The sequence below is a fragment of the Streptomyces sp. NPDC048248 genome (assembly GCF_043201875.1).
In the GTDB taxonomy this organism is placed as follows: Bacteria; Actinomycetota; Actinomycetes; order Streptomycetales; family Streptomycetaceae; genus Streptomyces.
This window is the reverse complement of sequence record NZ_JBICZL010000002.1, coordinates 386,822-406,311: the sequence shown is the minus strand read 5'-3', so window position 1 is coordinate 406,311 and position 19,490 is coordinate 386,822. Positions and strand designations below refer to the sequence as shown.

The window sequence follows — 19,490 nt, the reverse complement described above, 5'->3', positions numbered from 1 at the left end:
CATCCGCTTCTGCCGTCGTCCGAGGAGGCTCATGCCCCGCGCGCCCCGCGCCGTGCCCGCCTGGCTCGCCCACCCCTTCCGCTGGCAGCGTCTGCCCGTGCCGTGGGCGGGCGTTGCACGTGGCGCCCTCTGCGCCGGACCGCTGCTCGCCGCGGGGACCGCCGTCGGGCATCCCGAGGCAGGCGTCCTCGCGGGCCTCGGTTCGATGCTGGCGGGGGTCAACGATCGTCCGGGCACCCGCCGCACCGGCATCGTCCACATCGGTCTGCCCGCCCTCGGCTCCGCCCTGGGCATGCTGCTGGGCGCCTCGCTGCAGACCACCGGCGCGGGGTGGTGGCTGGTCCCGGCGCTCTTCGCCGTCGGCTTCGTCTCCGGCGCGGGCAGTGTCGCGGGGCCCGTGCGCTCCAGCGCCGGCATGCAGATGCTGGCAACCACCATCCTCGGTGCGGGAATGCCGCTGCCCGGAACGCCCGTGGTGAAGGCGTTCTACGTCCTCGCCGGTTGCCTGTGGCTCCTGCTGCTGCGCCTCGCGCTGCGTCCACCACGCCCCGCGGGTGGTGCGCTCGGCGGTGAGCGTGCGGCGGTGGCCAAGGTCTTCGACGCGCTCGCCGACGCCTTGGGCGCGGCCGGCGGACCCGGCGCCGAGCCCGCCAGGCGCCGGCTCACCGCCGCTCTCGACCGCGCCGACGAGGCCCTGCGGCTGCGCCACCTGACCGGCAGGCTGCTGTTGCGCCGTACCCGTACCGAAGAGCTGCTCCTGACCGAGCGGTTCGCCGCGGCGACAGCCCTGTGCGAGGCCAGCGTCGCGCTGCTGTGGGAGGCGCGACCGCTGCCGTCGCGGGTCGCGGCGAGCCCCCGGCAGTTCGCCGACGCCCTGCGCACGGGGCGACCGCCGGGGCGGCTGTCCGCCCCGGAGTCCAGTTCGGCCGCGCGCGGCGCCTTCGACCGCGCGCTGCTCGACGCCGCCGTCACCTTCGCCCGTCCCTGGCCCTCGGCGCAGCCGTCGCCGGGCAGCGCACCGGCAGCGGACTCTGCGGACGGCGGTCCGGTCGAGGACGCGGCGACCACCGGTCCCGCGCCCACCTGGGCAGCCACGGTCTCGTCCGCCGTCGGCCGTCCAAGGGGCGGGACCGCGGCGCGTCGGGCGCTGGGTGTCATCAGCGGGCGGACGCGGCGGGGCCGCAGTCTCCTCGGGCCCGCCGGCCGTGACTACGGGCTGCGGGTCGCGGTCTGCATCGCGGCGAGCACCGCGGTTGCCCTGCTGCTGAACCCCCACCACTGGTACTGGCTTCCGGTGACCGTCACCTTCCTCGTCAAGCCCGACCTGGGGCCGCTCTTCTCCCGCACGGTCAACCGCTTCGCCGGCACGGTCGCCGGCGTCCTGGTCTTCGCCGGGGCGGGCCTGTTGCTGCCCGGCTGGACGTGGCCCCTGCTGATGACCGGCCTGGGCGGGGCGCTACTGCCTTTCGCCACCCGTCACTTCGCACTGCAGACCGGCGCCATCACGCTCATGGTGCTGTCCTTCGTGTACGTCGGCGGCGACCCACGGGCGGCCGGCGAGCGGATCGTCGACACCTCCATCGCCTGCGGCATCGTCCTCGTCGTCGGACATCTGCCGCGGCTGGCGGACCCACGCCGCCGGGTCGGCCAGCGGGTCACCGCCGCGCTGCGCGCCACCGAGCGGTTCCTCGGACACGTCCTGGCGTCGGAGCCGGGGCAGGACACCGGCGAGCGTCCGAAGCTGCGCCGGGCCGCCTACCGTGCGCTGGGCGAGGCCCGTGCGGCGGCGGATACCACCGCTGCCGAGCTCCTCGCGGCGCGCGACCGCAACCCCGACTGGCCCGCCTTGGTGACGGCCGCCGAACGCATCGCGGACGCCGCGACGGCCTGCGCGGTACGCCTCGACCACGGCGCCCGCCGCCCGAGCGCCGACGAGGCGTGGCGGCTGTGCCAGGCGCTGTCCGCGATGGCCGACGCCCTGGAGGACCCGAGCGCGCGTCCCCGCACACCGGCTCCGCGTCCACGGCCGGTTCCTGACTGCGCGACGCTCACGGACGTGGCCGCCGAGCTGGAGCAGATGCGCGGTTACGCGGGCGCGGTCTGAGACGGGGACGACGACGGCGGCGCCGGAACGGGGACGAACGCCCTCGGGGGCAGCAGGCGTTGGCCCGCTGCCCCCGAGGCGTCGTCCGCAGAGCGGGCGGTCAGCGGCCGCCGCGCTCCTTGCCCAGAAGTCCGGCGCGCCGCAGGGCGTCGGCCATCGCGTCGTTGGCCGGCGCGGCGTCGCGGCCGCCGCGGCGCTCTCCGCCACGGGCCGCGCCGCCCTGCCGCTGCCGAGGCGCACCGCCACGGCCGCCGGGACGCTGCTGCCCTTCGCCGCCGCGTCGCTCGCCGCCCGCGCCGCCCCGGCGCTCGCCGCCACCTGCCGACGCACCCTTGCCGTGCTCGTCGTCCAGCCGCAGCGTCAGCGAGATCCGCTTGCGCGGAATGTCCACGTCGAGCACCTTGACGCGCACGATGTCGCCGGGCTTCACCACGTCACGCGGGTCCTTGACGAAGGTCTTCGACATCGCCGACACATGGACCAGACCGTCCTGGTGGACGCCCACGTCCACGAACGCCCCGAAGGCGGCGACATTCGTCACCACACCCTCCAGCAGCATCCCCGGCTGCAGATCGCCGATCTTCTCCACGCCCTCCTTGAAGGTCGCGGTCTTGAACACCGGACGCGGGTCACGGCCCGGCTTCTCCAGCTCCTGGAGGATGTCGGTGACCGTCGGCAGACCGAAGGAGTCGTCGACGAAGTCCTCGGCCCGCAGCGACCGCAGCACCGTGGCGTTACCGATCAGCGTGGCCACCTCACTGCCCGCGGACGCACCCATCCGGCGAACCACCGGGTAGGCCTCCGGGTGCACGCTGGAGGCGTCCAGCGGATCGTCGCCGCCCCGGATCCGCAGGAAGCCCGCGCACTGCTCGTACGCCTTCGGGCCGAGCCGCGCCACGTCCTTGAGGGCCTTGCGGGAGCGGAAGGGGCCGTTGCCGTCGCGGTGCGCGACGATGTTCTCCGCCAGTCCTGACCCGATGCCCGAGACGCGTGAAAGCAGCGGCGCGGAGGCGGTGTTGACGTTCACACCGACGCCGTTCACACAGTCCTCGACCACCGCGTCAAGGGAGCGCGACAGCTTCACCTCGGACAGGTCGTGCTGGTACTGGCCCACCCCGATCGACTTCGGGTCGATCTTGACCAGCTCGGCCAGCGGGTCCTGCAGCCGCCGTGCGATGGACACCGCGCCGCGCAGGGACACGTCCAGCTCGGGCAGCTCCTGGGAGGCGAACGCGGAGGCGGAGTACACCGAGGCGCCGGCCTCGGACACCATCACCTTCGTCAGCTTCAGCTCCGGCTGAGCGGCGATCAGATCGGCCGCCAGCTTGTCGGTCTCGCGGGAGGCGGTGCCGTTGCCGATCGCGATCAGCTCGACGTCGTGCTCGCGCGCCAGTCGGGCCAGGGTCGCCAGCGAGGCGTCCCACTTCTGCTGAGGGACGTGCGGGTAGATCGTCTCGGTGGCGGCCACCTTGCCCGTCGCGTCCACGACCGCGACCTTCACGCCGGTACGGAAGCCGGGGTCGAGGCCCATCGTCGCGCGCGTCCCGGCGGGCGCCGCAAGCAGCAGATCGCGCAGGTTCGACGCGAAGACCCGCACCGCCTCGTCCTCGGCCGCCTGCCGCAGCCGCAACCGCAGATCGATCCCGAGGTGCACCTGCACCCGGGTGCGCCACGCCCAGCGCACCGTGTCCTGAAGCCATTTGTCGCCGGGCCTGCCGCGGTCGGCGATGCCGAAGCGGTGCGCGATCGCCTGCTCGTAGGCGCTCGGCCCCTCGGTCACCGAGGACGGGTCCTCCGGCTCCAGCGCGAGGTCGAGGATTTCCTCCTTCTCGCCGCGGAACATCGCCAGCACCCGGTGCGAGGGCAGTTCGGTGAACGGCTCGGCGAAGTCGAAGTAGTCGGCGAACTTCGCGCCGGCCTCCTCCTTGCCCTCGCGCACCTTCGCCGCGACCCGCCCGCGCGACCACATCCGCTCGCGCAGCTCGCCGATCAGGTCGGCGTCCTCCCCGAACCGCTCGGTGAGGATCGCCCGCGCGCCCTCCAGGGCCGCGGCCGGGTCGGCCACCCCCTTGTCCGCGTCCACGAACGCGGCGGCGGCCACGGCCGGCTCCACCGTGGGATCGCCCAGCAGCCCCTCGGCCAGCGGCGCAAGGCCCGCCTCCCGGGCGATCTGCGCCTTGGTGCGGCGCTTGGGCTTGTAGGGGAGGTAGATGTCCTCCAGCCGGGCCTTGGAGTCCGCGCCGCGGATCTGCGCCTCCAGCGCCGCGTCCAGCTTCCCCTGGGACCGTACGGACTCCAGGATCGAGGTCCGCCGCTCCTCCAGCTCCCGCAGATAGCGCAGCCGTTCCTCGAGCGCGCGCAGCTGCGCGTCGTCGAGCATTTCGGTGGCTTCCTTGCGGTAGCGCGCGATGAAGGGCACCGTCGAGCCGCCGTCGAGCAGTTCGACCGCGGCCTTCACCTGCCGCTCCCTGACGCCGAGCTCCTCGGCGATCCTCGCTTCGAGGGACCCGAGAGACCCGGTGGACACAGTGGATGCCGTCACGTTGATCCTGACCCGCCTTCCAGCGCTTGCTTGAGCCTTGCATTGTGCCGGGTGGCGGGCCGGGCTGTCGCGCCGCCCAGCCGGGGGGCCGGGGTGTGAGACGGCGCACCCACACCCCGGCGGAAGGCTCAGCCCTTGCCGAACATCGACGCGGGGAAGGCTCCGGCGTTCATGGCGGTGGTGGCGAAACCGGCCGCCAGGTCGGTCAGCCGTGCCACGCCCTCGGCGCCCAGGTGCTCGTAGGGGGCACGGTCCAGGCGGTCGGTTGCGTGCTCCAGGTCCTTGCGCAGCTGCACGCCGGCCTCGGTCAACTCGCCCTCGGCGTCCAGGAGTCCGCGTGCACGCAGCCGTTCCTGTGCCTGCGTCCACTCCTCCTGCGACCAGCCGCGGGTCTGCATGACGCCCTTGTAGCTCATCCCGCGGCCGCTGGCGTTGTGCGTGACCAGGGCTTCGAGGCCGTCCAGTTCGGCGTCCAGCAGCGCCATCAGGTGGCCGTCGCCGCGGTGCTCGCGCAGCAGCGTGGCGGCGTGCCAGTAGGCGAGGTGCGGGGCGTCCGGCACCGGCAGATCGGCGTGTGCGGCGAACAGCGGCCGGGCGTGGCGGCTGCCCGCCTCGGCGGCGCGCAGCGCCAGCTTCGCGGCCTCGGCCATCTCGGGCGACTCCAGGGCTTCCGGGCCGAGGAGCCGGCGCAGCGTGCTGTCGGCCGCGCGCAGCCGGGCCTCCAGCACGGCCTCCGGGGAGGCCGCCGACCAGACCTGCGGGACGTGCTGCGCGACGAGCTCGTGCTTGAAGTTGTAGAAGGTCGCCGTGATGGTGCCGGGGCCCACAGCGCCCATGGCCGCGCCGCGCGCCGCGAAGTAGGCGGCACTGCGGTTGTCGATCCCCAGCTTGGCCAGTTCGGCGGGCAGGTCCGGCGAGAAGTAGTGGGTGGAGTGCAGCGGGTTGATGACGTTGTGGCAGTGACGGCCGGCGTGCTCGGGCAGTGCGCTCAAGGAGGTCATGCCAGCAGGTTACCGACCCGTCGGTATGGGCGGTACGTGAGGTCGCGCACCGCCCGGATCCCGGCGCGATCCAGGCCGCTCGGGCGACGCCGGGTGGCAGGAAAGGTGGGTTATTCGTCATTGCCGCCATCACCTCCGACGCCCAGGATGGAGGCATGGAGCAACGCGATGTGCTGGTCGTTCTCTTCGACGGCCTCCAGAGCCTCGACGTCAGCGGGCCGGTCGAGGTCTTCGCCGGCGCGAGCCGCGGCGTCCCCGGCGCCTACCGGATCCGCACGGCGGGGCTCGACGGCCGCCCCGTCCGCACCTCCAGCGGCCTGACGCTCACCCCCGACCTGCCGCTCGACGACGCCGAGGCGCCGCACACCCTCCTCGTCCCCGGCGGCGAGGGCACCCGTGCCCCCGACCCGCGGCTGATCGACTGGCTGCGCACGCACGCACCGCGCGCCCGCCGGAAGGTGTCGGTGTGCAGCGGTGCCCTGCTGCTGGCCGAGGCAGGGCTGCTGGACGGCCGCCGGGCGACGACGCACTGGGCCCTGTGCGGCACCCTCGCCGAGCGCTTCCCCGCCGTCCGGGTCGAGCCGGAGCCGATCTACGTGCGCGACGGTGACCTGGCGACCTCCGCCGGCGTCACGGCCGGGATCGACCTCGCGCTCGCGTTGGTGGAGGAGGACCTCGGCCGGGACCTCGCGCTGACCGTCGCCCGGCATCTGGTCGTCTTCCTGCGCCGTCCGGGCAATCAGACGCAGTTCAGCGCCCAGCTCGCCGCCCAGACGGCCGACCGGCTCCCGCTGCGCGACGTCCAGCAGTGGATCACCGAGAACCCGGCGGCGGACCTCTCCGTCGAAGCCCTCGCCGGCCGCGCGCGGCTCTCGGCACGGCACTTCGCCCGTGCCTTCCGCGACGAGGTCGGCATGACGCCGGGACGCTACGTCGACCGGGTCCGCCTCGAAGCCGCCCGTCGGCGCCTGGAGGACACCGCCGACGGCATCGAGCAGGTCTCCCGCCACTGCGGCTACGGCACCCCGGAGGCGATGCGCCGCGCCTTCCTCCGCGTCCTCGGCGCGTCCCCGGCCGAGTACCGACGCCGCTTCCAGCCCGCACATCAGGCCCGGTGAGCGGCTTGCGAGCCGACCTCCCTGGCCACCGCGCACCCACATCATCACCGTCCAGCCGACAGGAGCACGCCATGCAGATCGCGATCCTTCTCTACGACCGCTTCACCGCCCTCGACGCCGTCGGACCCTACGAGATCCTCGGCCGGATCCCGGGCGCGCAGGCGCTGTTCGCCGGCGAGCGCACCGGTCCCTACCGCAACGACTCCGGCTCCCTCGCGCTCGTGGCGGACGCCGAGCTGAGCGACGTACCGGCCCCCGACGTCCTCGTCGTGCCGGGCGGCCCCGGCCAGATCGCCCTCATGGAGGACGGCCCGCTGCACGAGTGGATCCGCGCGGTGGACGCCGGCACCACCTGGACCACCTCGGTGTGCACCGGCTCGCTGATCCTCGCCGCCGCCGGCCTTCTCAAGGGCCGCCGGGCGACGTCCCACTGGCTCGCCCTGGACCAGCTCCCCGCCCTCGGCGCCGAGCCCACCGGGGAGCGGGTGGTCTTCGACGGCAAGTACGTCACCGCGGCCGGCGTCTCCTCCGGCATCGACATGGGCCTGGCCCTGGCGGGCCGGATCGCCGGGGACACGGTGGCCCAGGCCATTCAGCTCGGTGTGGAGTACGACCCCCGGCCGCCCTACGACGCGGGCTCCCCGGACAAGGCACCGGCCGAGGTCACCGCGCTGCTGCGGGAGCGCAGCCGCTTCGTGCTGACCGGGGAGGAGTAGGAGCGCCGGGGGTCGTCCGGACCGAGCGCCCGACGGCCCCCGACCGCGGCGTCAGCTCGCGGGCCAGGTGAAACGCGGAGTCCTGCGCTCCAGGAAGGCGGCGGCACCCTCCGCGGCGTCGCCGCTCCCGCGGCCCTGCTCGATCCAGTACGCACCGCGCTCCTCCGCCTCGGACGGCGGCACGTCCCACGTCCCGTCGGCCAGCTCCTTCGCCGCGGTCTGGGTCAGCAGCGACCGGCTCGCCAGCACCGCCGTGAACTCCGCGACCCGCTTTTCCAGCTCGCCCCCGGCGAGCACCTCGTCCACCAGACCGGTACGCAACGCCCGCGCGGAGTCGATCAACTCCCCGGAGAACAGCAGGTACTTCGCCGCCGCCGGGCCGACCAGCCGGACCAGCCGCCGGGTCGAGGACGCCGGGTAGACCAGGGCCAGCTTCGCGGGCGTCACGCCGAACAGCGTGCCCTCCTCCGCGAACCGCAGATCGCACGCGGCCGCCAACTGGCAGCCGCCGCCCACGCAGTACCCGCGTATCGCTGCCAGCGTCGGCCCGGGGAACGCCGCCAGCGCCTCCTCGGCCGCCACCGCGAGCCCCTGCGACTCCGCGGCCCCGGCCCGCAGCGCCCCGATGTCCGCGCCGGCGCAGAACGTCCCGCCCTCGCCGGTCAGGACCAGTGACCGCACCGAGCGGTCCGCCGCCAGCCGCTCCAGCAGCGGTGGCAGATCCCGCCACATCTGCACGGTCATGGCGTTCCGCTTGTCGGGGTTGCTGATCACGACGGTCGCTGTGCCGTTGCTGACATGCGTATTCAGAGCCGGTTCCATGCCCCGGATATTAGAGCGACGCCCCCGGGAGGGCCCGATACGATCGGCGGCCTGATGTCAGCCACCCTTGTCGCCAAAGACCTCGCCGCCGGCCACGGCGAGCGCGTCCTGTTCTCCGGCCTCGATCTGGTCGTCGCCCCGGGGGATGTGATCGGTCTCGTCGGCGCCAACGGCGCGGGCAAGTCCACCCTGCTGCGCCTGCTGGCCGGCCTCGACACCCCCGAGGAGGGCAACCTCGCGCTCGGCCCGCCCACCGCGACCGTCGGCCACCTCCCGCAGGAGCCCGACCGGCGCCCCGGCGAGTCCGTACGCGCCTTCCTCGCCCGCCGCACGGGCGTCGCCGACGCCCAGCTCGCCCTCGACGCCACCACCCAGGCGCTGGCCGAGGAGCGGCCGGGCGCCGACGACGCCTACGCCACCGCCCTGGAGCGGTGGCTCGCCCTGGGCGCCGCCGACCTCGACGAGCGCGCCGAGGAGACCGCCGCCCAGCTCGGCCTGACCGTCGGCCTCGACCAGCCGATGACGTCGCTGTCCGGCGGCCAGGCGGCCCGCGCCTCCCTCGCCTCGCTGCTGCTCTCCCGCTACGACATCTTCCTGCTGGACGAGCCGACCAACGACCTCGACCTGGACGGTCTGCACCGGCTGGAGGCCTTCGTCACCGGCCTGCGCGCCGGTACGGTCCTGGTCAGCCACGACCGCGAGTTCCTGACCCGCACGGTCAACCGCGTCGTCGAACTCGACCTCGCCCAGCAGCAGGTCAACGCCTTCGGCGGCGGCTACGCCTCCTACCTGGAGGAGCGCGAGCGGGCCCGCCGCCACGCCCGCGAGGAGTTCGAGGAGTACGCCGACACCAAGGCCGCCCTGGAGAGCCGCGGCCACAGGCAGCGCAACTGGATGGAGAAGGGCGTCAAGAACGCCCGCCGCAAGGCGCCCGACAACGACAAGATCGGCCGCAAGGCGCGGGTGGAGTCGACCGAGAAGCAGGCCGCCAAGGCCAAGCAGACGCAGCGTCTCATCGAGCGTCTCGAAGTCGTCGAGGAGCCCCGCAAGGAGTGGGAGCTGCGGATGGAGATCGCCGCGGCGCCTCGGGCCGGCGCGGTGGTGGCGACCCTTCGCGGCGCCGAGGTACGCCGGGGCGACTTCCGGTTCGGGCCGGTGGACCTTCAGATCGACTGGGCGGACCGGGTAGCCATCACCGGTCCCAACGGCTCCGGCAAGTCCACCCTGCTCGCCGCCCTCCTGGGCAGGCTCCCGCTGGACACCGGGCAGGCGTCGCTCGGACCGGGTGTGGTCGTCGGCGAGGTCGACCAGGCGCGCGGCCTGTTCGTCGGCGACGAACCGCTGATGGACGCCTTCCGGGCGTCGGTACCGGACCTGTCGCCCGCCGACGTGCGCACGCTGCTGGCCAAGTTCGGCCTGAAGGCGGCGCATGTGCTGCGCCCGGCCGGGACGCTGTCGCCGGGGGAGCGGACCCGCGCCGCGCTGGCGCTCCTGCAGGGTCGCGGGGTGAACCTCCTCGTCCTGGACGAGCCCACCAACCACCTCGACCTGCCGGCCATCGAGCAGCTGGAGTCCGCGCTCGCCTCGTACGCGGGCACGCTGCTGCTGGTCACGCACGACCGCCGGATGCTGGACGCGGTCCACACCACGCGCCGCGTCGAGGTCGACGGCGGACGGATCGCCGACCGGACGGTGTGAGGCCCCGGAGCCCGTGCCCGCGGCCGAGGACCGGCTGCGGGGTCCGCGGGCCCCGGCCCGGAAAGCGATTTGGCTCCGGAGCGGGCGACCCGTAGTGTGGGGTTCACCGACGCGGGGTGGAGCAGCTCGGTAGCTCGCTGGGCTCATAACCCAGAGGTCGCAGGTTCAAATCCTGTCCCCGCTACTCTCACAGCAGGCCCGGTGCCCCAGGCGCCGGGCCTGCTGCGGTGTTGTCGGGTCCCCCGCTCCCGGGACCGGCGAATGGCGTGGACCGTACGGTGCCCTTTTCCTCGAAGTCCGCGAACCGGGAACAAAAGGAAAAAGACCGATCGCCGGGCCGATCAGGCATCGCCGAATCGGTCAAAAGTCGTCGATAGACGCTGACTTGTGTTCAGCTGGCCGGTCCGGACCAGTACATTCTCAACACTCTTCCTGTGAGGATGCCTTCCGGACCCCCCGCAGAACCCCCCGAGGAGCTGACCTCCCCGCTCGCGTACGAAGGTGTGTGGCGGTTCACCGCCCCGGCACTGGAGTCGTCGGTGCCGCAGGCGCGCCACGCGGTACGGGATCTGCTCGACGAACAGCGCGTGCCCGTGGCCGCCGACATCATGGACGGTCTGCTCCTGATCGTCTCCGAGCTGGTCACCAACGCCGTGCAGCACGCCGCGCTGCTCTCGCCGCAGATCGCCGTGCAGGTGACCATCGGCGCGAACTGGCTGCGGGTCGCGGTCGAGGACAACCACCCCTACCGCCCCAAGGCACTGGTGGCGGACGAGAGCGACCTCGGCGGCCGCGGGCTGTGGCTGGTCAAGACGCTCACCGCGGAAGCGGGCGGCAAATGCGATGTCGAGCACACCGCGAGCGGCGGCAAGGCCATCTGGGCCGAGCTGCCGCTCGCGCCGCTCGCTACCAGCCCGCCGCGTTCCCTGTGAGTTCGCGGACCGCCGGGCGCGCCGCGTCCAGCACGGTCATGAACCACGCCGAGAACGGCGCCTGGGCGTGCCGCTCGGCCAGTTCCTGCGCCGTGACATACGCGATCTCGCCGATCTCCTCGGGGTCCGGCGCGGGCTCGGCCCGCACCAGCCCGACGAACAGGTGGTTGAACTCCTGCTCCACCAGGCCGGAGGCCGGGTCGGGGTGGTTGTAGCGCACGGTGCCCGCCTCGGCCAGCAGCGCGGGCGCCAGGCCCAGCTCCTCGGCGGTGCGGCGGGCCGCCGCTGCGAACGGCGTCTCGCCCGGGTAGGGGTGGCCGCAACAGGTGTTGGACCACACACCGGGGGAGTGGTACTTCGACAGTGCCCGGCGCTGGAGCAGCAGCCGGCCCGTCTCGTCGAAGAGGAAGACCGAGAAGGCCCGGTGCAGCTGCCCCGGGGGCTGATGGGCCGCGAGCTTCTCCGCTGTGCCGATCGTCGTACCGTCCTCGTCGACCAGCTCCAGCATGATCGGCTCGGCGGCGCCGTCCGGTGTGCTCACCGCCGAGAGCCCGGCGGTCTGTCCGTTGGCAGGTGTGATCGGCATGCCCATCCTTGTCGTCGGTCTTCGACGCCAAGTCTGCCCTAGCCGGGTGCGCATCAGTCGCAGAGTGGTGCAAGGTGGTGCGCGGCGTTGCTGTGTTCGACAGCGAAACGATCATCGCGTCACGGGAGTGCGCGGGTCGGGTGCCGCGCGCACCGTCCGTAGCACTGCGGACACGCGCCCTGCCGGCCGTCGCCGGATCCACAGCCTGCGGTCCGTGAGATGGTCCACACCTCTTGCCGCCCGGAGCACACCCTGCCGAGGCGGTGGCGGGGCCGCAGCACCGGGTCCGCAGCGGGCCGGCGCGGGGCCGCCGGGGCCCGCCGAACGGATCTCGCCACCACACCCCCGGGCGCAACCCGCCCACCTGTGACCAGCCCTCTCATAACCGGCACCGGATCGGCCGTGGTGGCCGGCGGCAGTTGTTCATGGGCCGTCCGATCCACCATGATGATCGCGGCAGGCGCAGCCGTCGGTCACTCGATCGTGCGGTGAATGCGCGGTGAACGGCCGCATCCGGCGATCCGATAGCCTCTGCCGACGTGCCACCCACCCCTCCCCGGGGCGAGGTGTGCCACGCCCGCTGCCCGGGTAGTTCGTATCGAATGCGGACGGCCTGCGCTGCCTTGTCAGCATCCAAGGAGTGAGTTCGTCTGTCGACCGCCATCCTCACCGGTCCGCCGGTCGCCGGGTCGCCGCTCGAAGGCGACCTGCGCACACTGGGCTTCGACGTGCGCACGGCCCATGACGCCGCGTCGACGGCCGAGCTGATCGCCGCGGTCCCCGCCCAGGAGCGGGTGGCCGTGGTGGACCCCCGCTTCGTCGGACACCTGCACAGCCTGCGGCTGGCACTGACCGATCCCCGCTTCGCAGCCGCGGCCGTGCCCGGGGCGGTCACCGCCAAGCCCGAGGCGCGGTCCGTGCTCGCCCGCGCGGCCGCCTCGATTCCGGTCGGGGCCGGCACCGCCCACCTCACCGACGTGCTGACCGACACCCTGACCGATTTCCTCGACCGCGAGGACATCGGCCTGCACCGCGTCGAGCTGGGCAGCCTCGTCGCCGTCATCCCGCTGACCCCCGCCCAGCGTGAGGACGCGCAGGACGCCGTCGCGGCCGTCGACGACGAGGCCGTCCGGCTGCGCACCGCCGTGAAGTCCCGCGACGGCTTCTTCACGACCTACTGCATCAGCCCGTACTCCCGCTACCTCGCCCGCTGGTGCGCGCGCCGGGGGCTCACCCCCAACCAGGTCACCACCGCGTCCCTGCTCACCGCGCTCATCGCGGCCGGCTGCGCGGCCACCGGCACCCGTGGCGGCTTCATCGCCGCCGGCGCCCTGCTGCTGTTCTCCTTCGTCCTGGACTGCACCGACGGGCAGCTGGCCCGTTACTCCCTGCAGTACTCGACGATGGGCGCCTGGCTCGACGCGACCTTCGACCGGGCCAAGGAGTACGCCTACTACGCGGGCCTCGCCCTGGGAGCGTCCCGAGGCGGCGGCACCGACGACGTCTGGGCGCTGGCGCTCGGCGCGATGGTGCTGCAGACCTGCCGCCACATCGTCGACTTCTCCTTCAACGAGGCGAACCACGACGCCACCGCGAACACCAGCCCCACCGCTGCGCTCTCCGACAGGCTCGACAGCGTCGGCTGGACGGTCTGGGTACGCCGGATGATCGTGCTGCCGATCGGCGAACGCTGGGCCCTGATCGCGGTCCTCACCGCCCTCACCACCCCGCGGATCGTCTTCTACGTCCTGCTCATCGGCTGTGCGCTGGCCGCCTGCTACACCACGGCCGGCCGGGTCCTGCGCTCGCTGACCCGCCGTGCGCGGCGCACCGACCGCGCTGCCCGGGCACTGGCCGACCTGGCGGACTCCGGCCCGCTCGCCGAGCTGATCGCCGGCAGGGCGCACGGCCGCAGCCGCGCCGGCTCGTTCCTGGCCCCGGTCATGGCGTTCCTGTCCGCCGCCGTGCTGCTGGTCTGGGTGATCTTCCAGGACGACCCCGCGTCCTGGCTGACGGTCGGCGTCGCGGTCTGTTCCGCACTGCTGTCCGGCGCGGCCGTGGCCCGCCCGCTCAAGGGTGTGCTCGACTGGCTGGTGCCGCCCCTCTTCCGGGTCGGCGAATACACCACGATCCTGGTGCTGGCGGCCCGTACCGACGACCCCGGTGCGCTGCCCGCGGCATTCGGGCTGGTCGCTGCGGTCGCCTACCATCACTACGACACGGTCTACCGCATCCGCGGTGGCACCGGAGCCCCTCCGCGGTGGCTCGTCCGGGCGGCCGGCGGACATGAAGGACGGATCCTCGTGATCACGGTCCTCGCCGCCCTGCTGTCGCCCGCAGGTTTCACAATCGCGCTGACGGCCCTTGCCGGGGCCCTGGCGCTGCTGGTGCTCATCGAGAGCATCCGCTTCTGGGTGACCGCTCATAACCACGGTGCACCCGCCGTACACGATGAAGGAGAACCCGCATGATCGGCCTCGTGCTGGCAGCCGGCGCCGGACGGCGTCTGCGCCCCTACACCGACACCCTGCCCAAGGCTCTGGTGCCGGTCGATGGGGACACGACCATCCTGGACCTGACCCTCGGCAACTTCGCCGAGATCGGCCTGACCGAGGTCGCCATCATCGTCGGCTACCGCAAGGAAGCCGTGTACGACCGCAAGGCGGCCCTGGAGGCGAAGTACGGCCTCAAGCTCACGCTGATCGACAACGACAAGGCCGAGGAGTGGAACAACGCCTACTCCCTGTGGTGCGGCCGTGACTCGATCAAGCACACCGTGATCCTCGCCAACGGCGACACCGTGCACCCGGTCTCCGTCGAGAAGACGCTGCTCGCCGCCCGCGGCGACGGCAAGAAGATCATCCTCGCCCTCGACACGGTGAAGAACCTCGCCGACGAGGAGATGAAGGTCATCGTGGACCCCGACAAGGGCGTCCAGAAGATCACGAAGCTGATGGACCCGGCGACCGCCACCGGCGAGTACATCGGCGTCACGCTCATCGAGGGCGAGGCCGCCGACGAGCTGGCCGACGCCCTCAAGACCACCTTCGAGCGGGACCCCGACCTCTACTACGAGGACGGCTACCAGGAGCTCGTCAACCGCGGCTTCAAGGTGGATGTGGCCCCGATCGGCGACGTCAAGTGGGTCGAGATCGACAACCACGACGACCTGGCGAAGGGCCGTGACATCGCATGCCAGTACTGACCCGCCTCATCCCGTCCCCGGTCGTCGTCGACATCAACGCCGGCGCCCTGGACGACTTGGCGGGCCTGCTGGCCGATCAGCGCATCTCCGCGTCCGGCAAGCTCGCCATCGCGATCAGCGGGGGCTCGGGGGCACGGCTGCGCGAGCGGCTGTCCCCCGCGCTGCCCGGCGCCGACTGGTACGAGGTCGGCGGCGGCACCCTGGACGACGCGATCAAGCTCGGTGACGCCATGAAGAAGGGGCACTACGACGCGGTCGTGGGCCTCGGCGGTGGCAAGATCATCGACTGTGCGAAGTACGCCGCCGCGCGCATCGGGCTGCCGCTCGTCGCCGTCGCGACGAACCTCTCGCACGACGGCCTGTGCTCGCCGGTCGCGACCCTCGACAACGACGCGGGCCGCGGCTCCTACGGCGTGCCGAACCCGATCGCCGTGGTGATCGACCTCGACATCATCCGTGAGGCCCCGGTCCGCTTCGTCCGCTCGGGCATCGGTGACGCGATCTCCAACATCTCCGCGGTCGCGGACTGGGAGCTCTCGCACCGCGAGCGGGGCGAGGACATCGACGGGCTGGCGGCCGCCATGGCCCGCCAGGCCGGCGAGGCCGTGCTGCGTCACCCCGGTGGCGTGGGCGACGACGCCTTCCTGCAGGTGCTGGCCGAGGGCCTGGTCCTCACCGGCATCTCGATGTCGGTCGCGGGCGACAGCCGCCCGGCCTCCGGCGCCTGCCACGAGATCAACCACGCCTTCGACATCCTCTTCCCCAAGCGGGCGGCGAGCCATGGCGAGCAGTGCGGCCTCGGTGCCGCCTTCGCCACGTACCTGCGCGGGGACAAGGAAATGTCCGCGCTGATGGTCCAGGTCCTCCAGCGGCACGGACTGCCGGTCACGCCGGGTGAGATCGGCTTCACGGACGAGGAGTTCGTGCAGGTCGTCGAGTTCGCCCCGAAGACCCGCCCCGGTCGCTACACGATCCTGGAGCACCTGGACCTGTCCGCCGACGAGATCAGGGACGCATACGCTGACTATGCCAAAACCATCGGTAGCTGAACTCCGCCCGGTCGTTCACCCCGAGGGCGTGAAGGACCGGCGCAGCGGTGAGCACTGGGCCGGTCGCCTCTACATGCGGGAAATCTCGCTGCGCTGCGACCGGTACCTGGTGAATACCAGGATCACGCCCAACCAGCTCACGTACCTGATGACCGTCGCGGGTGTCCTGGCCGCCCCGGCCCTCCTGGTGCCGGGGATCTGGGGCGCCGTCCTCGGTGTGGTGATGGTTCAGCTCTACCTGCTGTTGGACTGCGTCGACGGCGAGATCGCCCGCTGGCGGAAGCAGTTCTCGCTCGGCGGCGTGTATCTGGACCGCGTCGGCGCCTACCTGTGCGACGCCGCGGTCCTGGTCGGCTTCGGTCTGCGCGCGGCCGACCTGTGGGGCACCGGGCGGATCGACTGGCTGTGGGCCTTCCTCGGTACGCTCGCCGCGCTCGGCGCCATCCTGATCAAGGCGGAGACCGATCTCGTCGGGGTCGCCCGTCACCAGGGCGGACTGCCGCCGGTCAAGGAGGCCGCGTCGGAGCCGCGCTCGTCCGGTGTGGCGCTGGCCCGCAAGGCCGCCGCGGCGCTGAAGTTCCACCGCCTGGTGCTCGGCATCGAGGCGTCCCTGCTGATCCTGGGCCTGGCGGTCCTCGACCAGATTCGGGGCGACCTCTTCTTCACCCGCCTGGGCGTCGCCGTGCTCGCCGGCATCGCGATCCTCCAGACGCTGCTCCACCTCGTGTCCATCCTCGCCTCCAGCAGGCTCAAGTGACGGGGGCGCCCGGCATGCAGCAGTCTCCAGCGGGGCGAGCCCCGTACCCCGGCAAGGTCGGCGCGGTTGTCCTGACCATGGGCAACCGCCCCGAGGAGCTGCGCGCGCTGCTCGACTCGGTCGCCAAGCAGGACGGCGACCCGGTCGAGGTGGTCGTCGTCGGCAACGGCTCGCCGCTGCCCGAGCTCCCCCAGGGCGTGCGGACCGTCGAGCTGCCGGAGAACGTCGGCATCCCGGCGGGACGCAACGTCGGCATCGAGGCGTTCGGGCCCGGCGGCCGCGAGGTCGACATCCTGCTCTTCCTCGACGACGACGGTCTGCTCGCCACGGAGGACACCGCGGAGCTGTGCCGGGAGGCCTTCGCCAAGGATCCAGAGCTCGGCATCATCAGTTTCCGGATCGCCGACCCGGACACCGGTGAGACCCAGCGCCGGCACGTGCCGCGGCTGCGTGCCGCGGACCCGATGCGGTCCTCCCGGGTCACGACCTTCCTCGGCGGCGCCAACGCGGTCCGCACCAAGGTCCTCGAAGAGGTCGGCGGGCTGCCCGACGACTTCTTCTACGCCCACGAGGAGACGGACCTGGCCTGGCGGGCCCTGGACGCCGGCTGGATGATCGACTACCGGTCGGACATGCTGCTGCTGCACCCGACCATGGCCCCCAGCAGGCACGCGGTCTACCACCGCATGGTGGCCCGCAACCGGGTCTGGCTGGCCCGCCGCAACCTCCCCGCGCCGCTGGTTCCGGTCTATCTCGGTGTCTGGTTCCTGCTCACCCTCGCCCGGCGCCCCTCGTGGCCCGCGCTGCGGGTCTGGCTGGGCGGCTTCAAGGAGGGCTGGGCCACACCGTGCGGTCCCAGGCGCCCCATGAAGTGGGCTACCGTTTGGCGACTGACCCGACTGGGCCGCCCTCCCGTCATCTGACAAGCTCGTATCTGAGAGCATCAGCCGCGAACCGGGGCGTGGCCCCGGCAGCGCACCTTGAGGACGAAAGTGTCAACTGTGAGCGAGACCACGCACGACAGTGCGGTCGCCATGAGTGCCCCGCCAGCTTCCGACGAGGGGCTCACCCCTGCCCAGCGGGCCCAGAAGTACGGGCTCTCGCAGAGCGGTGCCCGCCCCAGCCTCCCGCAGTACGTCCGGGAGCTGTGGGACCGGCGGCATTTCATCTCCGCCTTCGCCAGCGCCAAGATGACGGCGCAGTACAGCCAGGCGAAGCTGGGCCAGGTCTGGCAGGTGGCGACGCCGCTGCTGAACGCGCTCGTCTACTACCTCATCTTCGGCCTGCTGATCGGCACCCGCAACGGTGTTCCGGACTTCGTCCCGTTCCTGGTCACCGGCGTCTTCATCTTCACCTTCACGCAGAGCTCGGTGATGGCGGGCACGAAGTCGATCTCGGGCAACCTCGGGCTGGTGCGCGCGCTGCACTTCCCGCGCGCCTGCCTGCCGGTCTCCTTCTGCCTGATGCAGTTGCAGCAGCTGGTGTTCTCCATGGGTGTGCTGCTGGTCATCCTGCTCGGGTTCGGGCAGATGCCCACCTGGTCGTGGCTGCTGGTCATCCCGGCACTGCTGCTGCAGTTCACGTTCAACACGGGCCTGGCGATGGTCATGGCCCGGCTGGGCAGCAAGACGCCCGACCTGGCGCAGCTGATGCCGTTCATCATGCGGACGTGGATGTACGCGTCCGGCGTGATGTTCAGCATCGACGTGATCCTCAAGGGCAAGAACGTCCCCGGCTTCGTGGAGTGGCTGCTCAACGCCAATCCGGCCGCCATCTACATCGACCTGATGCGGTTCGCGCTGATCGACAGCTTCACGGCGGACAAGCTCCCGCACGACGTGTGGGTGACCTGGGCCTGGGCCGGTGGCTGGGCGCTGGTGATGGGCGTCGTCGGCTTTGTGTACTTCTGGAAGGCTGAGGAGCGGTACGGACGTGGCTGAGAAAGAGAACGGCGTCCAGCCGACCAAGGCGGCGGAGGCCCGCATCCCGACGGTGATCGCGGACGATCTGCACATCGTCTACCGCGTGTACGGCACCGGCGCGGGCAAGGGCGGCGCCACGGCGGCGCTGAACCGCATCATCCGGCGCAAGCCGTCGGCCGGTGTGCGCGAGGTGCACGCGGTCAAGGGCGTCTCCTTCACCGCGTACCGGGGTGAGTCGATCGGCCTGATCGGTTCGAACGGCTCCGGCAAGTCGACGCTGCTCAAGGCGGTCGCCGGCCTGCTCCCGGCCGAGCGCGGCAAGGTCTACACGCACGGCCAGCCCTCTCTGCTCGGCGTCAACGCGGCCCTGATGAACGACCTGACCGGCGAGCGGAACGTCATCCTCGGCGGCCTGGCGATGGGCATGTCCCGCGACCAGGTGCGCGAGCGCTACGACGGCATCGTCGACTTCTCGGGCATCAACGAGAAGGGCGACTTCATCTCGCTGCCGATGCGGACCTACTCCTCCGGGATGGCGGCCCGTCTGCGGTTCTCCATCGCGGCGGCCAAGGACCACGACGTGCTGATGATCGACGAGGCGCTGGCCACGGGTGACCGCAGCTTCCAGAAGCGCTCCGAGGCCCGCATCCGGGAGCTGCGCAAGGAGGCCGGTACGGTCTTCCTGGTCAGCCACAACAACAAGTCGATCAGGGACACCTGTGACCGGGTGCTGTGGCTGGAGCGGGGCGAGCTGCTGATGGACGGCCCGACGGATGAAGTGATCAAGGCGTACGAGAAGGAGACGGGCAAGTAGTCCCGCGCGCTCTGCGAAGGCCTCCGCGAGTCCGCCTCGCGGGGGCCTTCGACTGTGCGGGACGGGTCAACTCCTGGGGCGCGCACCATAGTTGAACGCCGCTCACAATTGACCGGAAGTTTGCCCGCCGGCCCCGGTACCCCCTCGTACGCGGGCGAGCTGTACGGCGTAAGCTGTACGGGTACTGAACAGCACAAGTGGTATAAGTCGGGCAAAAGTTACCT

The 19,490-nt window shown here is 72.1% G+C and carries 16 protein-coding genes and 1 tRNA gene; 13 read left to right on the top strand and 4 right to left on the bottom strand.

Features of this window, described 5'->3' with window-relative positions; translation table 11 throughout:
* Nucleotides 1-31 precede the first annotated feature (31 nt).
* Nucleotides 32-2,104, top strand: a complete 2,073-nt coding sequence (locus ACGFZW_RS04970) for an FUSC family protein (protein ID WP_393891612.1) — start codon at nt 32-34, stop codon at nt 2,102-2,104.
* A 100-nt stretch (nt 2,105-2,204) separates the two neighbouring features.
* On the opposite strand, the gene ACGFZW_RS04965 is transcribed toward ACGFZW_RS04970, so the two are convergent.
* Nucleotides 2,205-4,646, bottom strand: a complete 2,442-nt coding sequence (locus tag ACGFZW_RS04965; protein WP_393891611.1) for a Tex family protein — start codon at nt 4,644-4,646, stop codon at nt 2,205-2,207.
* A gap of 128 nt (nt 4,647-4,774) precedes the next feature.
* Nucleotides 4,775-5,647, bottom strand: coding sequence for a hypothetical protein (locus tag ACGFZW_RS04960; protein WP_393891610.1), 873 nt, complete (start codon nt 5,645-5,647; stop codon nt 4,775-4,777).
* 155 nt (nt 5,648-5,802) lie between these two features.
* Between ACGFZW_RS04960 and ACGFZW_RS04955 the strand changes: the two genes are divergently transcribed.
* A complete protein-coding gene (locus tag ACGFZW_RS04955; protein WP_393891609.1) occupies nt 5,803-6,765 on the top strand; it encodes a GlxA family transcriptional regulator in 963 nt (320 codons plus the stop codon).
* A gap of 71 nt (nt 6,766-6,836) precedes the next feature.
* A complete protein-coding gene (locus ACGFZW_RS04950) occupies nt 6,837-7,481 on the top strand; it encodes a DJ-1/PfpI family protein (protein WP_393891608.1) in 645 nt (214 codons plus the stop codon).
* A 51-nt stretch (nt 7,482-7,532) separates the two neighbouring features.
* Here the strand turns inward: ACGFZW_RS04950 and ACGFZW_RS04945 are convergent, their stop codons facing one another.
* Entirely contained in the window at nt 7,533-8,303 is a 771-nt protein-coding gene (locus ACGFZW_RS04945; protein WP_393891607.1) for an enoyl-CoA hydratase/isomerase family protein, read from the bottom strand.
* A 54-nt stretch (nt 8,304-8,357) separates the two neighbouring features.
* On the opposite strand from ACGFZW_RS04945, the gene ACGFZW_RS04940 reads away from it, so the two are divergent.
* The 3 genes from ACGFZW_RS04940 to ACGFZW_RS04930 all read left to right on the top strand — a co-directional run bounded on the left by ACGFZW_RS04940 (nt 8,358) and on the right by ACGFZW_RS04930 (nt 10,933).
* Nucleotides 8,358-10,001 carry an ABC-F family ATP-binding cassette domain-containing protein gene (locus tag ACGFZW_RS04940; RefSeq protein WP_393891606.1) on the top strand — a complete coding sequence of 548 codons (1,644 nt, stop codon included), beginning with the start codon at nt 8,358-8,360 and terminating at the stop codon, nt 9,999-10,001.
* A 110-nt stretch (nt 10,002-10,111) separates the two neighbouring features.
* Nucleotides 10,112-10,185 (top strand) — tRNA-Met (locus tag ACGFZW_RS04935).
* A gap of 256 nt (nt 10,186-10,441) precedes the next feature.
* On the top strand, nt 10,442-10,933 hold the full coding sequence (locus ACGFZW_RS04930; protein WP_393891605.1) for an ATP-binding protein: 492 nt from the start codon (nt 10,442-10,444) through the stop codon (nt 10,931-10,933).
* Here the strand turns inward: ACGFZW_RS04930 and idi are convergent.
* Nucleotides 10,908-11,519 (bottom strand): isopentenyl-diphosphate Delta-isomerase, encoded by a 612-nt coding sequence (idi, locus tag ACGFZW_RS04925; protein ID WP_393891604.1) that lies wholly within the window; start codon nt 11,517-11,519, stop codon nt 10,908-10,910. The genes ACGFZW_RS04930 and idi overlap by 26 nt on opposite strands.
* A 650-nt stretch (nt 11,520-12,169) precedes the next feature.
* On the opposite strand from idi, the gene ACGFZW_RS04920 reads away from it, so the two are divergent.
* The 7 genes from ACGFZW_RS04920 to ACGFZW_RS04890 all read left to right on the top strand — a co-directional run bounded on the left by ACGFZW_RS04920 (nt 12,170) and on the right by ACGFZW_RS04890 (nt 19,266).
* Nucleotides 12,170-13,990: a DUF5941 domain-containing protein gene (locus ACGFZW_RS04920; protein WP_393891821.1), complete on the top strand. Its 1,821-nt coding sequence runs from the start codon at nt 12,170-12,172 to the stop codon at nt 13,988-13,990.
* Entirely contained in the window at nt 13,987-14,724 is a 738-nt protein-coding gene (locus ACGFZW_RS04915) for a sugar phosphate nucleotidyltransferase (RefSeq protein ID WP_393891603.1), read from the top strand. Before ACGFZW_RS04920 ends, ACGFZW_RS04915 begins: the two co-directional genes overlap by 4 nt.
* Nucleotides 14,712-15,773 carry an iron-containing alcohol dehydrogenase family protein gene (locus ACGFZW_RS04910; RefSeq protein ID WP_393891602.1) on the top strand — a complete coding sequence of 354 codons (1,062 nt, stop codon included), beginning with the start codon at nt 14,712-14,714 and terminating at the stop codon, nt 15,771-15,773. Before ACGFZW_RS04915 ends, ACGFZW_RS04910 begins: the two co-directional genes overlap by 13 nt.
* A complete protein-coding gene (locus ACGFZW_RS04905; protein ID WP_393891601.1) occupies nt 15,751-16,530 on the top strand; it encodes a CDP-alcohol phosphatidyltransferase family protein in 780 nt (259 codons plus the stop codon). The genes ACGFZW_RS04910 and ACGFZW_RS04905 overlap by 23 nt, the downstream gene beginning before the upstream one ends.
* A gap of 14 nt (nt 16,531-16,544) precedes the next feature.
* The gene (locus ACGFZW_RS04900) at nt 16,545-17,453 is read left to right on the top strand and encodes a glycosyltransferase family 2 protein (RefSeq protein ID WP_393891600.1); all 909 of its coding nucleotides are present in this window, start codon (nt 16,545-16,547) and stop codon (nt 17,451-17,453) included.
* 78 nt (nt 17,454-17,531) lie between these two features.
* Complete coding sequence (locus tag ACGFZW_RS04895; protein ID WP_393891599.1) at nt 17,532-18,470, top strand: ABC transporter permease; 939 nt, start codon at nt 17,532-17,534, stop codon at nt 18,468-18,470.
* A complete protein-coding gene (locus ACGFZW_RS04890; protein ID WP_393891598.1) occupies nt 18,463-19,266 on the top strand; it encodes an ABC transporter ATP-binding protein in 804 nt (267 codons plus the stop codon). The genes ACGFZW_RS04895 and ACGFZW_RS04890 overlap by 8 nt, the downstream gene beginning before the upstream one ends.
* Nucleotides 19,267-19,490: the final 224 nt, after the last annotated feature.